The sequence below is a fragment of the Labilithrix luteola genome, assembly GCF_001263205.1.
GTDB classification, from domain to species: Bacteria; Myxococcota_A; Polyangia; order Polyangiales; family Polyangiaceae; genus Labilithrix; species Labilithrix luteola.
Genome location: NZ_CP012333.1, coordinates 6,652,881 through 6,667,316, shown reverse-complemented (window position 1 = coordinate 6,667,316; position 14,436 = coordinate 6,652,881). Strand labels below are relative to the sequence as shown.

General features: G+C 67.3%; 11 protein-coding genes. 8 read left to right on the top strand and 3 right to left on the bottom strand.

Going from position 1 to position 14,436, the window contains the following annotated elements; translation table 11 throughout:
* Positions 1 to 86: 86 nt before the first annotated feature.
* Positions 87 to 269: a hypothetical protein gene (locus AKJ09_RS28935; protein ID WP_146651099.1), complete on the bottom strand. Its 183-nt coding sequence runs from the start codon at positions 267 to 269 to the stop codon at positions 87 to 89.
* 556 nt (positions 270 to 825) lie between these two features.
* Here AKJ09_RS28935 and AKJ09_RS28930 point away from each other — a divergent pair.
* Genes AKJ09_RS28930 through AKJ09_RS28920 form a run of 3 tightly spaced genes read left to right on the top strand, consistent with a single transcriptional unit; the run spans position 826 to position 2,673 of the window.
* Positions 826 to 1,575, top strand: a complete 750-nt coding sequence (locus tag AKJ09_RS28930; protein ID WP_146651098.1) for a response regulator — start codon at positions 826 to 828, stop codon at positions 1,573 to 1,575.
* A complete protein-coding gene (locus AKJ09_RS28925) occupies positions 1,559 to 1,963 on the top strand; it encodes a response regulator (protein ID WP_146651097.1) in 405 nt (134 codons plus the stop codon). Before AKJ09_RS28930 ends, AKJ09_RS28925 begins: the two co-directional genes overlap by 17 nt.
* Positions 1,964 to 1,965: 2 nt before the next feature.
* Positions 1,966 to 2,673 (top strand): LuxR C-terminal-related transcriptional regulator, encoded by a 708-nt coding sequence (locus tag AKJ09_RS28920; protein WP_169927955.1) that lies wholly within the window; start codon positions 1,966 to 1,968, stop codon positions 2,671 to 2,673.
* Here the strand turns inward: AKJ09_RS28920 and mrtC are convergent.
* Both mrtC and AKJ09_RS28910 read right to left on the bottom strand, forming a co-directional pair.
* Positions 2,667 to 3,383, bottom strand: coding sequence for a myxosortase MrtC (gene mrtC / locus AKJ09_RS28915; protein WP_146651095.1), 717 nt, complete (start codon positions 3,381 to 3,383; stop codon positions 2,667 to 2,669). The two genes, AKJ09_RS28920 and mrtC, sit on opposite strands and share 7 nt — an antisense overlap.
* Positions 3,384 to 3,391: 8 nt before the next feature.
* A complete protein-coding gene (locus AKJ09_RS28910) occupies positions 3,392 to 6,088 on the bottom strand; it encodes a serine/threonine protein kinase (protein WP_146651094.1) in 2,697 nt (898 codons plus the stop codon).
* A gap of 329 nt (positions 6,089 to 6,417) precedes the next feature.
* Here AKJ09_RS28910 and AKJ09_RS28905 point away from each other — a divergent pair, with 329 nt between their 5' ends.
* The 5 genes from AKJ09_RS28905 (at position 6,418) to AKJ09_RS28885 (ending at position 14,429) form a co-directional block, all read left to right on the top strand.
* Complete coding sequence (locus AKJ09_RS28905; RefSeq protein ID WP_146651093.1) at positions 6,418 to 7,152, top strand: sensor histidine kinase; 735 nt, start codon at positions 6,418 to 6,420, stop codon at positions 7,150 to 7,152.
* Complete coding sequence (locus AKJ09_RS28900) at positions 7,149 to 7,655, top strand: hypothetical protein (RefSeq protein WP_146651092.1); 507 nt, start codon at positions 7,149 to 7,151, stop codon at positions 7,653 to 7,655. The genes AKJ09_RS28905 and AKJ09_RS28900 overlap by 4 nt, the downstream gene beginning before the upstream one ends.
* A 131-nt stretch (positions 7,656 to 7,786) precedes the next feature.
* Positions 7,787 to 13,216, top strand: coding sequence for an excinuclease ABC subunit UvrA (gene uvrA, locus AKJ09_RS28895; protein ID WP_146651091.1), 5,430 nt, complete (start codon positions 7,787 to 7,789; stop codon positions 13,214 to 13,216).
* 141 nt (positions 13,217 to 13,357) lie between these two features.
* The gene (locus tag AKJ09_RS28890) at positions 13,358 to 13,912 is read left to right on the top strand and encodes a hypothetical protein (protein WP_146651090.1); all 555 of its coding nucleotides are present in this window, start codon (positions 13,358 to 13,360) and stop codon (positions 13,910 to 13,912) included.
* A 10-nt stretch (positions 13,913 to 13,922) separates the two neighbouring features.
* A complete protein-coding gene (locus tag AKJ09_RS28885; protein ID WP_146651089.1) occupies positions 13,923 to 14,429 on the top strand; it encodes a hypothetical protein in 507 nt (168 codons plus the stop codon).
* Positions 14,430 to 14,436: the final 7 nt, after the last annotated feature.

Below are 14,436 nucleotides of genomic sequence, written 5' to 3'. Positions count from 1 at the left end.
ATCCCACGACGATCTCACGGCTAAAATCCGGAAGTCTTTACCCCTAGGGGTAATATCCGCGACGTTTTGAAACGACCTTCCTGACGTCACCAGCGACCAGGAGTTCCGAGACTCAGCGCGCTTCCCCCTACGAGCGGCCCAAGCGCGCACCGGCGGACCAACGCGAGCAGCCCGAACAGCGAGAGCTGCAAGACGAGGACCATGACGATGAAGCCGTGCGCGAGTGTCTCCACGGTGCCGAGATTGCCGCGCGATTTCGCTGCGAGCAATTACCCCTAGGGGTAATTGCCTCACCCGCGAAGGCGGGTTGCGACGCACGTGCAGTGCTCGTCGGGATGTACGACCGATGCGACCAGCGGAGGCACTAGACGTACAACCACACCGAACCGTGGCCGAGACATGACGGATTCATGCTGACTCATGGCCGCGCTCACGTGATTCGCGCAAAAAAAAACGACGCAAGCGAAGCAAACGAGCCAGCGAGCCAGCGAGCCAGCGAGCCAGCGAGCCAGCGAGCCAGCGAGCCAGCGAGCCAGCGAGCCAGCGAGCCAGCGAGCCAGCGAGCCAGCGAGCCAGCGAGCCAGCGAGCCAAGAGAGATGAATCTCGAGGGCCGAGTCCCACCGTCAGTGAAAAGGCAGCGCTGCCAGGCGAGCTGAGAACCGAGCTAAGGACCGAGCTAAGGACCGACAACGGTGGTGCGGATTGTTTTTCGAAGTGTGCGACAGACAGTCTCATTGCGATCGCCATTCCTCCCAGTGAGGATGTGATCGTGGGCTCCGAGTCGGCTTCCGATCGCTGAGTCCACATGCAGCAAGGAAGTGATCGTGGCCGAATGGAAAGCCCGCAGCTCGCCGATCCTGCGAGCGGAGCTGCGCTACGGCGAACTCGCGGACGTCGCATGCGCGGTCGACCTCTCCGAAGACTCCGTCTTCGTGGTGAGCGACGTTCTCCCTCCCATCGGCGCACGCGTCGATCTCACGCTGTCGTTTCCGCGCGCCGTTCGCCCCGTCAACGTCACGGCCGAGGTGCGCGAAGTTCGTCTCGAGCAAGGACCGGGCGTCGCCTCGGGCTTTCGAGCGAGCTTCGAAGCGTCGGCCCCCGCCGAACGGGAGCGCGTGAGCGACCTCGTTCGACGCATGCGCGATACGACGCGCGAGATCGGACGCAAAGAGCTTCGGGTTCTGCTCGTCGAAGACAACCGCCTCGTGCGTGACATGTTCGACTACGCGCTCGGCAAGCACTTCGCGGGTCGAGAGTGTCGCGTGAGGATGGACCACGCCATCGACGTACCAACCGCGTGGCTGAGGCTGCATACGAGGCACTACGACCTCGTCGTCGTCGACTACCACTTGCCAGACGAAGACGGCGCGACATTGATTGCGCGCCTTCGGAAGGAACCGACCCTGGCGGCGACGGCGGTCGTCGCCATCAGTGTCGGTAACCCCGAGGTTCGGCGCGCCACCCTCGCGGCGGGAGCGGACCTCTTCTTGAAGAAGCCGCTCGTCTTCCGCGATCTCTTCCACACGCTCGAGTTCGTGACGCTGGACGGAGCCGTTGATGTCCCCACGTCCTAGATCCCGCGTTCTGGTTCTCGACGACAGCGAACTCGCACTGGAAGTCATCCGCTCCGCGCTCGAAGGCGAAGGCTTCGAAGTGGACGCGGCGACCGACCTCGAAGCGTTCGAGAAACACCGAAGCAACCAGCCCTACGATGCGCTCGTCCTCGACGTGCAGCTGCCCGAGGCATTCGGAGACGATCTCGGCGCGACACTCCGGGGCGTCTACGGCATCGAAGTACCGATCATTCTCCTTTCGACGTTGCCAGAGGCCGAGCTGGCCAAGCGCGCTGTCGCGGCGAACGTGTGGGGTTACGTATCGAAGAGCGCGGGACTGCCGGCTCTCGTTTCGTGCATTCGCCGAGCAACGACGGGGGGGGACGCCAAAGACGGGAAGGACACGTGAACGTGACGACGCAGACATCACGCTCCGCCTACGGCAAGCTCCTCGTCGTCGAAGACGAAGACGCGGTGTTCCGCGTTCTCGAACGCATCGTGTCGAAGTTCCGGCCCGTGCGCCACGCGAACAGCCTCGAGAGCGCTACGGGCGAGCTCCGAGACCGCGGCCAGTGGTGTGGATTCCTGTTCGATCTTTCCCTCGGACCCCAGCGGCAAGCAGGCATTCAGCTCCTCGAGACGGTGCATGCGGAATTTCCCGGAGTTCCCGCGGCTCTCGTCACCGGACACATCGACGGCGCGGTGGTCAATCGCGTGGCCGCACTCGGGGCGACGATCATCTCGAAGCCTCTCGGGGAGAACGAGCTCCTGCCGTTCCTCCAGCGAGTCATTGCGCGCGAGCTCGGACTCGCGAAGAGCTTCGCCGAGCGCCTCAACGGCGTCAGCCGAAGCTTCAAGCTCTCTCCGAGGGAGCACGAGCTCCTCGCGTGGATCGTGGCCGGCGGCACGCGTGAAGGTTATCTCGCCTTCACGGGCATGGCCGAAACCACGCTCAAGACGCACGTGAAGCACGTCCTCGCGAAGAGCGGCACCTCGAGCCTCGCCGAGGCCGTGAATGCTGCCCTCCGCATGGTCTTCCTGAAAGAGTCGCCGGGGGACGACTTCCCCTTCACCACGTTCGAGCAGGTCGCGCGTCGCTACGACGGATCGCCTCAGTAGAGGCGATAGCCTTTCCCGAGCACCTCACTGAAGACGTTGCACGACGCGTGAAATGCAACGCTCGCGCCGATGCCACCCGTACGCTGGCGGAGCCAACCGAAGACGAGCGACGGGAAGAACACGGCGAAGCGCGCGGGCTCGCGAATCGTCGCGAAGTGACCGAGCGCGAAGATCACACTGGTGACGAGCACCGCCGGGCCGACGCGCGCACCGAAAATCTTGATGGTGGAGGGCATCGCTTCCTCGAGACGAGACTGCAAGTAGCCTCGATAGAAGGCCTCCTCGGGCAAGGCGATGATCACGAGCTGGCCAAAGATCTCGTTGACCAGATCGAGTGGCGCCATGTGGAGCGCGAAGGCGCCGCGCGGATGCCAGAAGATGCGCCAGCCGAAGAAGAACGGGCCGAAGAAGATCGCGCCGAGTAGCGCCGCCCACATCACGGACACGCCTGCGGCACGCGCCGCTCGCTTGCCATCCAGGGCGCCAGGCAACACGAGGCCGCCGAGCGCCAATCCCGCGCGCTCGACGTGCGCGTCGTCGCGGCGCCACACGAGCGCCCAGGTGGCGCCGAGAAAAACGAATCCGACGACCGTGGCGATATAGCGATCGGGCAAGAACGCCGATGCCGCCGTGACGAGCACCGTCACGACGAGCGAGACCACGAGTGCCTCGACGAGAGCCTGCCTTTGCGCGCCCACCGGCGCGCTCATCGACGCGCTCATCGACAAACGATGCGAGCCGCGTAGATCTCGGAGGGCACCATGCGGTTCTCCTGATCTTGCCACGCGAGGTACCACTCGTTCTTGTCGGGCACGCCGGCAAGCGAGGGCCGCGGGCTCGTGGCGTCGTAGACGCGGAGCAACGTGCTCGGAGCCGTCACGCCGTCACGCGAGAGGAACGACATCTTGATCTTGCCAGCGTCGTAATAAGCGACGGCGACCTGACCGCGATTGACCCCAAGCGAGGGACGCGCGCTCTTCTCGCCGAGCTTCTTGCGCCAAATGACCTTGCCCTCTTTGGGATCGATCATCGCCGCGAAAGCGCCGGCGGGGTCGACGTGCCACACGACGAAGCAGCCCTCGGCGCCGCAAGCGACGGCGGGCGCATCGACGGCGGACTTGTCGTCGGACGGCGTGACCGGCGCGACGTCGCCGAACTCGCGCGAGACCTTGTCCTTGTCCTTGGCCTCGTCGAGACCGCCCTTGTCGATGTCGGAGAGCGGGACGCGCATGCGAACGATGCTGCGCTCGCGATCCTTGTCGAGGCGGTAGGCGACGATGAGCGTGCTCGGACCGACGGCCACGCTCGGATAGCGAATCTTCGGCGGACCGGCCTTCGACTTCGGCGCGGCCACGTAATCGGTGAGGCGCGTCTCCTGGCTGACCGTGTCGAGATCGTTCGACAGACGGCGGACGAAGAGGTCGTCATCCTTGTCGCGATCGTCTTGCCAGACGACGAAGTAGCCGCCGTCCGGGCCCTTGTCGATCGACGGCCAGAACGAACCTGGGCGCGCGGCGCCGACAAGCACGCTCTGGCCTTTGCTCGCGTCGATACGTCCGTCGGCGTCGAGGAAGCGCGCGCGCACGCCGGCCTCGCGCCCCTTGGCGTCCCACCACATGAGGACCGAGCGATCGGCACTGTGGTTGACGAGCTGAGGTCGCTGGGCTTCGGTGGCCTCGGGCGTGAGGTCGCGGATCGGGCCGACCGCGTGGCCGTTGCCGTCGAGGAGCACACCGTAGACGTGCTCACGCTTGTCCTGCTCGTGGTCGTCCGTCCAGCTGACCAGGGCCCCCTTGGCGGTCGCGACGATCGACGGTCGCTCGGCGCGCTTGTCGCCCGACAGACGCGGCCGCGCGAAGAAGGTCGGCTTGCACATGCCGTTCAGCTTCTCGACGAACTTCGTCTGCTCGATGAAGCTCTTGCCGATGGCCGCTCCCGCGCCGCCGACGGCCATGGCGTCCTGGAACTTCTTCTGCGCTTCGCCGAACTGGCCTTGCGCGAAGAGTCGCTGGCCTTCGCCGATCGACGGCCCCCACTTGGGCTCCTCGACACTCGGCGAGCTCTTCGGCGTTCCGGAGGGAGCCGAGCTCGGCGCAGCGCTCGACGTCGACATGATGACCGGCGTGAACACCTGCGGGTTCACGAACCGGATCCACACGAAGATCGCTGCGGAGATCGACGCACCGAGGAACAGCGCGGAGAACACCATGCGTACGGGCGACGTCTTCGAGCGGACCGACGGAGTGTTGTCGTGCTCGGAAGGCGGAACCTCGAACGACGGCCTTTGGATCAGCGGAATGGCGGACGCGTCGCTCGCGACACTGCCCGGACGGCCGCCGTTGACCGGCGAGGGATTCGGCGACGGACGCCCGATGGGCGGCGCGAGCGTGCGCACGCCCTCGAGCACGCCCGACGAGAGCTCCTGCGCTTCGAGCGCCCCGATGCTGCCACCGCGCGCGCTGCTCGGCGCGGCATACGGGACGTGTCGCCCAGTCACCCCCTGGATGCTGGGGAAGCTCTGCGAGCCGGCACGCTGTCCCCATGCTTCGACGAACGCGTCAGCCAGCTCCTTGGCCGACTGGTAGCGCGCGTTGGGGTCGCGCTCGAGGCACTTCTTGAACCACGCGTCGAAGGCGGGCGGCAGATCGGGCCGTGCGTGCGAGGGAACCGGAATTGGGCCGGTGGCGATCGCGGCGAAGGTCATCGCGACGCCCTGATCCATGTTCCACACCGGACGGCCGATGAGGCACTCGTAGGCCATGCAGCCCACCGCCCAGAGATCGGCGCGGTGATCGACGTTGCCCTGCCCCTTCACCTGCTCGGGCGACATGTACGCCGGCGTTCCGAAGACGGCGCCCTCACGCGTCAGGCGCTTCTGCGCCTTGTCCGGGTTGACCGGCGCGTAGAACTTGGCCAGGCCGAAGTCGAGAATCTTGCAGGTGTCGTCACCATCTTCGCTCCGTGTGAGGAAGATGTTCTCGGGCTTCAGGTCGCGATGGACGATGCCAGCGCCGTGGGCCTTGATGAGGCCCTTGGCCGTGTGGACGATGCAACGGATCGTCGTTTCGACGTCGATGATGCGAACGCGCGCCATCCGGTCGTAGAGCGACTCACCTTCGAGCAGCTCCATGGCGATGAAAGGGCGTCCGTCGTCGAGACGGCCGGAGTCGTACACGTCGACGATGTACGGGCTCTTCACGCTCGCGGCCGCGCGCGCCTCGCGGAAGAAACGCTCAATCACAATCGTCGAAGCGGCCAGCTCCGACGCAAGGATCTTCACAGCGACTTTCTTGCCGAGCGAGAGCTGCTCCGCCTCGTAGACGGCCGCCATGCCACCGCGCCCGATCTCCCGAACGACGCGGTATTTGCCGACGAGCGTTTGCCCGACCGGGATCTTCGATTCGTTGTTTGGCATCACGCGCGTCTGGACTCGACTAGCACTCGCCCGCACCGGCCCGAACTCAATGTCGGTGGGGAGGCGTATGGGAAAAAAGGCTACGCTGTTTCCCTACGGAACGAAAAGTCTTCTCGGCACCTTCGCGTGTTCGGCGTTCGGCGTTGGCGCGAGGTCGCGCTTTCCGTGCCAAACACGTGTCATCAAGCTGGCTTAGCTGGCTTAGCTCGCTTCACCTAGCACGTAGCCCACCTAGCCCACCTACCCTATAGCTCGCCTCACCTAGGTATAAGCCGAGCCCGCCCCTGCTGCCTTGGGCGCCCTCCTCTTTGTGGGGTACCTTTCCCCTCATGTCCTCCGACGAGCGGGAGACGCCTCTGACAAGTTCGATGACCGGCACGCCGTCGGATGACGCCCGTAATCGTTTTGCCGCCATCGGCGAAATCGCGGCCGAGATTGCGCATGAGCTTCGCAACGCTCTGCAGATCATCTCGGCCAACGCGTACCTCGCGCAGTTGGACCCGGCCCGCAGCGCGCCGCAACTGGCGAAAATCGAACGAAATGCGAGGGTTGCCCACGAAATCGTCGACGACTTGATGGCCCTCGCCCGGGGCGAGGCCGCGCGCGCAGAGCCCACTCCGCTCGCCGACGTGCTGCTCGGGTCTCGCGAGCATCTGCCGGAGCCGGGGGCAACGTTCGAGGATGCCCTCACTCCGAGCGACCTCCGCGTCTCCGCGCACCCGGGGTTACTGACCCGCTTGCTCCACGTCCTCTACGAGAACGCCATCGGCGCCAGCACGCCCGAGGGCCGGCGCCCAACGATTCAAACGCGGGCCAAGGTACGGCCCGAGGGCGCCGTCCTCGAGGTCGAAGACGACGGACCCGGGGTGCCTGACGAGATCGCCGACCGACTGTTCGAGCCACTCGTCTCGGCACGCCCGGGAGGAACCGGGCTCGGCTTGGCCCTCGCCGTTCGTATCGCCGGGGCGCATGGCGGTACGCTCGTGCACGTGCCTCGCCCTGTCGGAACGACACGCGGTGCCACCTTCCGGATCACCCTGCCCACGCGAAACGAGCACTCGTGACCGCATCCCAATCGAAGCTCGCCATCGGCGCCGGCTGCGCCCTCGTGGCCGTCGTCGTGCTCTGGTTCACGTTGTTCCGGCCGTCGGAGGAGGCGCGCATCCAGAAGACGCTCGATCGCCTCGCGAAGGCCGTCTCGGTCAAAGCCGACGACAACGTCATCGCCCGCGCAGGTCGGTTGCGATCGGAGCTCAAAGAGATCGCCACCGACGACGTCTCGGTCGACGTCCGAGAAATCTCCCTCGATGTCACGGGTCGAGACAAGGTCGTCGACGGCGCGACGAAGGCTCAGATGGTCTTCAACTCCGCCGCGGTCGAGCTCACGAGCATGACGATCAAGGTCGACGACGCGAAGACGATGGCCAAGGCCGACGGCGTTGCGATCGTCACGGGCGACCGCGGTGGTGAGCGCAAGGTCGACAGGCGGGATGTCCATTTTCTCCTTCGAAACGACGACGGCTGGCGTGTGACCAGCATCGACGTGCGCTCCGCTTCAAGCGACTAGGGCAAGCGACTCTAGGGAGGGAGAGCGGGCATCCAATCGGACGCGGCGCGAAAACCTGACACGCGTCTGTCAGCTCCTCTGACGGCCGTCACTAGCGCCTGCACGATCCTGCCACTAGGTTTGCCGGTCCCATGCTTCCGATCCGCCTTCGCGGAGCCTTCACGCACAATCTTCGCGGCGTCGACCTCGACCTCAAGGCCGGAGAGCTCATCGCTCTCACGGGGCCCAGCGGCTCGGGAAAGTCGTCGCTCGCGCTCGATACGCTTTACGCCGAGGGGCAGCGCCGCTTCGTCGAGAGCTTCAGCCCCTATGCGCGCCAGTTCCTCGAAAGGCTCGAGCGGCCCCCCGTCGAGACCCTCGATCCGGTCGCGGCCACCGTGGCGGTCGATCGACGCGCGCCCGTCAAATCGAGCCGTTCGACGGTCGCCACGCTGACGGATCTCGAGCCGTACCTCGCGGCGCTCTTCGCGTGCGAAGCGGTGCCGACCTGCCCGGACTGCAACGAGCAGGCGGTCGCAACCACGGCAGGAGAAGCCGCCGCGCGCGCGATCGAAGCGTTCGGCGAACGTCGCGCACTCGTCAGCTATCCCGTTCGCGTCGAGTCGCCCGAGGCGTATCTCGACCTTCGCGAGACGCTTGCCAAAGAGGGCTACCGCCGCTTGATCGTCGGTGGATCCGTCCGCGAGATCGACGACGTCAAGCCGAGCGAAGCCGGCCGGCCCGACGTGGTCGTCGAGGTCGTGGTCGACCGCCTGCAGATTCGCGAGCGCGAAGCGCGACGACTCCAGCAGGCCATCGAGATCGCGTGGGAACGAGGCGCCGGTCGTGCCGAGCTCCGCGCTGCGAGCGACGACAAGGGCAAGAACGCTGCCGCGTCGACCACGAACGATCGGCTCGCGGTCGCGCGAGGCCTGGTGTGTCCGTCCTGCGCCCGATCGTTCGATCCGCCACGTCCCGGCCTCTTCTCGTACAACTCACCGCTTGGCGCATGCACGGACTGCCGAGGCTTCGGCCGCGTGATCGCCGTCGACTGGGACAAGGTCATCCCCGACAAGACGAAGTCGATCGCCAAAGGCGCCATCAAAGCCTGGAGCGGTCGGTCGAGCGAATGGGAGCGCGACGTTCTGCTCCGCTTCGCCAAAAAGAAGAAGATCCCGCTCGACATCCCGTGGGAGAAGCTCACGGACGAGCAGCAGCGCCTCGTCATCGACGGCGAGGGAACCTGGGAAGACGGCAAGTACCCGGGCGTCGCCAAGTGGTTCAAGTGGCTCGAGGGCCGCACGTACAAGATGCACGTGCGCGTCTTCCTCTCGCGCTACCGCGACTACGTTCCATGCACGACGTGCAACGGCGCCCGTTTGAATCCGACGGCCCGCAGCTACCACGTCGGCGGGATCGATCTCGGCGCCTGGCACGGCCTCACCGTCGAACAAGCGCGCGCTCGCCTCGGCGGGATCGCGCCTGCGAGCCCGCAGGGCAAACGCGTCAAAACCGAGCTCGCATCGCGCCTCGCCTACCTCGACGCGGTCGGCCTCTCGTACCTCACGCTCGATCGCCAGGCGCGCACGCTCTCCGGCGGTGAAGCGCAGCGCGCAAGCCTCACGACGGCGCTCGGCGCCTCGCTCACCGGCACGCTCTTCGTCCTCGACGAGCCCACCGTGGGCCTGCACGCCTCGGACGTGCCGCGCCTCGCCGAGGCGATGAACGACCTCGCCAAGGCCGGCAACACCGTCCTCGTCGTCGAGCACGATCGCGACGTCGTCGAGCGCTGTTCGCGCGTCGTCGAGATGGGACCGGCCGCAGGACCGGCGGGCGGCCACGTCCTCTTCTCGGGCACGCCGGCCGAGCTCGCGAAGACCGACACGGCAACGGGTCGGGCCTGGCGCGCGGCGAAAGCCAGCACCGCCGCACGGCGCAAGGCGCAAGGGCACCTCAGCATCCAGGGCGCACGCGAGAACAACCTCCGCGTCGATCGCGTCGCGATCCCGCTCGGCGTGCTCTGCGCCGTCACCGGGCCTTCGGGATCAGGCAAGAGCACGCTCGCCGAAGACGTGATCTACCGGGCCGTCGCGCGAGCCACCGGCGAGGCCGTCGCCAAGCCCGGCACGTACGCGTCGATGCGCGGCTACGAACAGCTGACGGGCGCCGTCCTCGTCGATCAGTCGCCGCTCGGTCGAACCGCGCGCGGCAACGCGGCAACGTACACGAAGGCCTGGGATCGCCTGCGAGCGCGCTTCGCGAGCGAGCCCGAAGCCCTTCGTCGCGGTCTCACGCCCGCGCACTTCTCGTTCAACGTGCCCGATCGAGGGCGTTGCGAGAACTGCTCGGGCGAGGGCTACGAGACCGTCGAGATGCAGTTCCTCGCGGACGTCATGCTGCTTTGCCCCGTGTGTCAGGGCAAACGCTTCAACGCCGACGTCCTCGCGGTCACGCACGCAGGCAAGACCGCGGCGGACGTTCTCGCGATGACCGTGACCGAGGCCCTCGAGACGTTCTCCGACAAGAAGAGCCGCGACTACGTCCTCGAGCGCTGCCTCGAGCCGCTCGTGCGCGTGGGCCTGGGCTATTTGCCGCTCGGCCAGCCGCTCTCGACGCTCTCGGGCGGAGAAGCGCAGCGCCTGAAGCTCGCGCGCGCCCTCTCGCAGGAGGCGAAAGGCAAGCTGTTCGTCGTGGACGAGCCGAGCGCGGGACTCCACGCAACCGACGCCGAGCACGTCGTCTCGGCGCTGCGTTCACTCGTCGAAGACGGCGCGAGCGTGATCATGGTCGAGCACGATCTCTCGGTCGTGCGCGAGGCCGACTGGGTGGTCGACCTCGGACCAGGCGGCGGTCCGAACGGCGGTGAAGTCGTCGCGGAAGGAACCCCCGAAGAGATCACCAAGACCGACTCGAAGACAGGCCTCGCCTTGCGCGCACTCGCAAAGAGCGAAGCGACGGCTCGGAGTGACGCCAAACGCGCCTCCGCCAAGACGGCACTGCCTGCCCCGACCGAGCTGCCCGACGCCATCGGGGTCGAGCACGCGCGCGAGCACAACCTCAAAGACGTGTCGTGCAGCATCCCGCACGGAAAGCTGTGCGTCGTCACGGGGCCGAGCGGTTCGGGCAAGAGCTCGCTCGCGTTCGACGTCGTGTTCGCCGAAGGGCAGCGTCGCTTCATGGAAACGCTGACGCCCTACGCGCGTCAGTTCTTGCCGACGCTCCCCCGCCCCGACGTCGATCTCGTGACCGGCGTGCCGCCGTCGATTGCGCTCGAGCAGCGAACGTCGCGCGCCGGCGCGAACTCGACCGTCGCTACCGTCACCGAGATCGCCCACTACCTTCGTCTGCTCTACGCGAAGGTCGGCGAGCTGTTCTGCCCGAGCTGTCACGCGCCGGTCGAACCGAGCTCTCCCGACGAGCTCTTCGAGCGCCTTCGCTCGAGCGCCGGCGCAAAGACCTCGAAGCGAACCGTCTACGCCCCCGCCGTGCGCGCCCGAAAAGGTACGTATCTCGACCTCTTCACGCAGGCCTCGCGCGCGGGCGTGACCACGGCGCGTGTCGACGGCGCCATCGTCTCCATCGATCCGCCGCCGAAGCTCGCGAAGGCGAAGGAGCACACGATTGATCTCATCGTGTACTTCGGTCCGCTCGCGGGCCTCGAACGCAAGACGTTCGACCGCGCGCTCGCGTGGGGCGGAGGCGCCTTGCGCGTCGGTCTCGGAACGCCCACGGCCGAGCCGGTGAAGGGCGAAGAGGTCTATTCGACGGCGCGCGCCTGCACCGAGTGCGGCACCGGCATCCCCGAGCTCGATCCGCGCTGGTTCTCCTTCAACACGAAGCAGGGCCAGTGCGAGGCCTGCGAGGGAACGGGCGTGCGCGGCGGTGCCGAAGCGCTCGCGAGCGAAGGTCCGCACGAGAAGTGCCGCGCCTGCAAGGGTGAGCGCCTGGCGCCGATCCCGCGCAGCGTGCGCCTCGGCGGAGAGACTTATCCGCGCATGATGGAGCGATCCATCTCCTCCGCGCTCGCCAAGGCGCGTTCGCTCTCGCTCGAGGGCAAGCACGCGGCGATCGCCAAGGCTCCGCTCGCCGAGCTCCTCCGGCGTCTCGAGTTCGTCGATCAGGTTGGCCTCGGCTACCTCGGGCTCGGTCGCGCGGCAGGCACGCTCTCGGGCGGCGAGATGCAGCGATTGCGTCTCTCCGCGCAGCTCGGCAGCGGCCTGACCGGCGCGCTCTACGTGCTCGACGAGCCGACCATCGGGCTCCATCCGCGTGACACGAATCGGCTCATCGACAACCTGCGCGCACTCGTCGATACGGGCTCCACGGTCCTCGTCGTCGAGCACGATGCCGAGATGATCCAAGCGGCCGATCACCTCACCGACCTCGGCCCCGGCGGAGGACGGACCGGTGGTCACATCGTCGCCGAGGGCTCACCGGCGGACGTGTTGAAGTCCCCGGTGTCCCCGACGGGCCGCGCGCTACGCGATCCGCTCGGCGTGGTGCGCCCCAGGCGGCCCATGAGCGACACTTGGATCGAGCTCACGGGCGCGAGTGCGAACAACCTGCAGAACGTGACCTTCCGCGTTCCGGCAGGACGCATGTGCGTCGTGGCCGGCGTGAGCGGTTCGGGCAAGAGCACGCTCGTCTCGCGCGTCTTCTTCCCTGCCCTGCGGCAGAAGCTGAAGCTCGTCTCGTCGACACCAGGCCCCTTCGACGCCATTCGCGTTCCGAAGACGATCAAGCGCGCCGTGGCCGTCGATCAGTCGCCGATCGGTCGCACGCCGCGCTCGGTGCCGGCGACGTTCCTCGGCGTGTGGGACGAGATTCGAAAGCTCTTCGCCGGGCTCCCCGACTCGAAGACCCGCGGCTTCACGCCTGCGCGCTTCTCCTTCAACACCGCCGCCGGTGGTCGCTGCACGACCTGTGATGGTCAGGGCGCCATCGTCGCCGAGATGAGCTTCCTCCCCGAGGTGGTCACGCCGTGTGAAGCCTGCCAGGGCTCACGCTTCGAGCCGGCGACGCTCGACGTGAAGTGGGCGGGGCTCTCCATCGGTGACGTCCTCCGCCTCTCCGCGGAAGAGGCGGCCAAGGTGTTCGCCGCACATCCGAAGATCGCACGGCCCCTCGCCACGCTCGCCGAGCTCGGCGTCGGCTATCTCTCGCTCGGTCAGGGATCGAACACGTTGTCCGGCGGTGAAGCGCAGCGCCTCAAGCTCGCAAGCGAGCTCACGGCGGGCGTGGCGCACGAACCGACGGTGTACGTGCTCGACGAGCCCACGACGGGTCTCCACCTCTCGGACGTCGGCCGCCTCGTACGCGTCCTCGATCGCTTGGTCGAGCGCGGTGACACGCTCGTCATCGTCGAGCACCATCCGGACGTCATCACGAACGCCGACTGGGTCGTCGAGCTTGGTCCCGAAGCGGGAGAAGACGGCGGAACGGTTGTCTTCGAAGGTGATCCGTCGGCCCTTCTCAAGAAGAAGACCGCCACCGGACGCGCTCTCGGAGCTCTGGCGACGTCGACGCCCAAGCGTGCACGCAGCCGGAGCGACGTCCGGGCCGACGAGCCCGCGGCCGAATAGCGCTCATTCTCGGAACAGCGCCGCCACACGCGCCGGGCCGCCACGGCTGACGTGCCTGCGACGGCGCCGCTTCCCCGCGAAAATCCCCTTTCTACGGCTGGGCACGTGCGGTGCACCAGCTGCGGCGTGAGGGGGGTTCTCGTGGAGCGTCGCACTGCCCAGGTCTTGAGTGTCCTCGTGCTCGGAGTCGCGAGCGCAGCGATCCCCGTGCTGGCGTGCTCGGACTTTCCTCCGATCACGACGGACCCTAGCTACTCGCCTGCGCCCGGCTCGCCCTACGGCGGTGTCGGCGGATCGCGATATCCCAATGGGATTGTTCCTGGCGGTCCCTCGTCGGCGACGGCCGGCGGCGCCGGAGGCAGCGGCAGCAGCGTGAGCCCGACGCAGCCAGCGGGCCCTGGTCAGGGCGGAACGTCCCCCGGAACGAGCTCGGGCGGCATCGGAACAGGAGCGGGTCCTGGAACCGGAACGTCAGGAGGAACTGAACCCGGCATGTCGGGCGTGGGCCCCGGGCCGGTGCCGACGGGCGCCGGGACTGCCAACTTGGGAGGGACAGGCACCGGCGGCGTGGGCCCGGCGACAGGCGCTGGCGTAGGCGTCGGAACAGGTAGTGGCGTAGGCCCAGGAACCGGCCCTGGAACTGGCACGAATACCGGCCCTGGACCGGCGCCGGTCGGCAGCGTGCCGAGGCCGTGAGGAGGCTGTCATGCAGCGAAGCGTACTGATCGCGCTCGTCGTCACGATGGTGGCGTGTTCCGACTTCGACGCGCACCCGGCATCGTTCAATGATCGTGGAACGTCACCGGCCTCGACCGGCGCCGGTGGACGGTCGACCAACAACGGACCGAATCCCGCGCCCGGGGGCTCGAACAACAACGGCGCCACCGCGGGCGATGGTGGTGGCCTCACGAATGTCGGCACCGGCAATGGAACGAGCGGAAGCATTCCCGGAGCGGCTGGCGCGGACGATACGACGCCGGGAACGAACGTCGGAACCGGCAACGGAACGAGCGGCGGCGTCTCGGGCGGAGCCGCTCTCGGCGGAGACGGCACGGGCACGCCCCAGCCCGATGGTGGAGCGAATCCCGATCAAACGGGCGTCGTCGTCATCGTGGGCCCCACGACGGATGCTGGCAGTCCGGGGGTCGACGCAGGCGCGACCCCAACCGTGGACGCAGGCACGAGCGTTCCCGAGGCGGGCAAGGCGCAATGACCTGCAT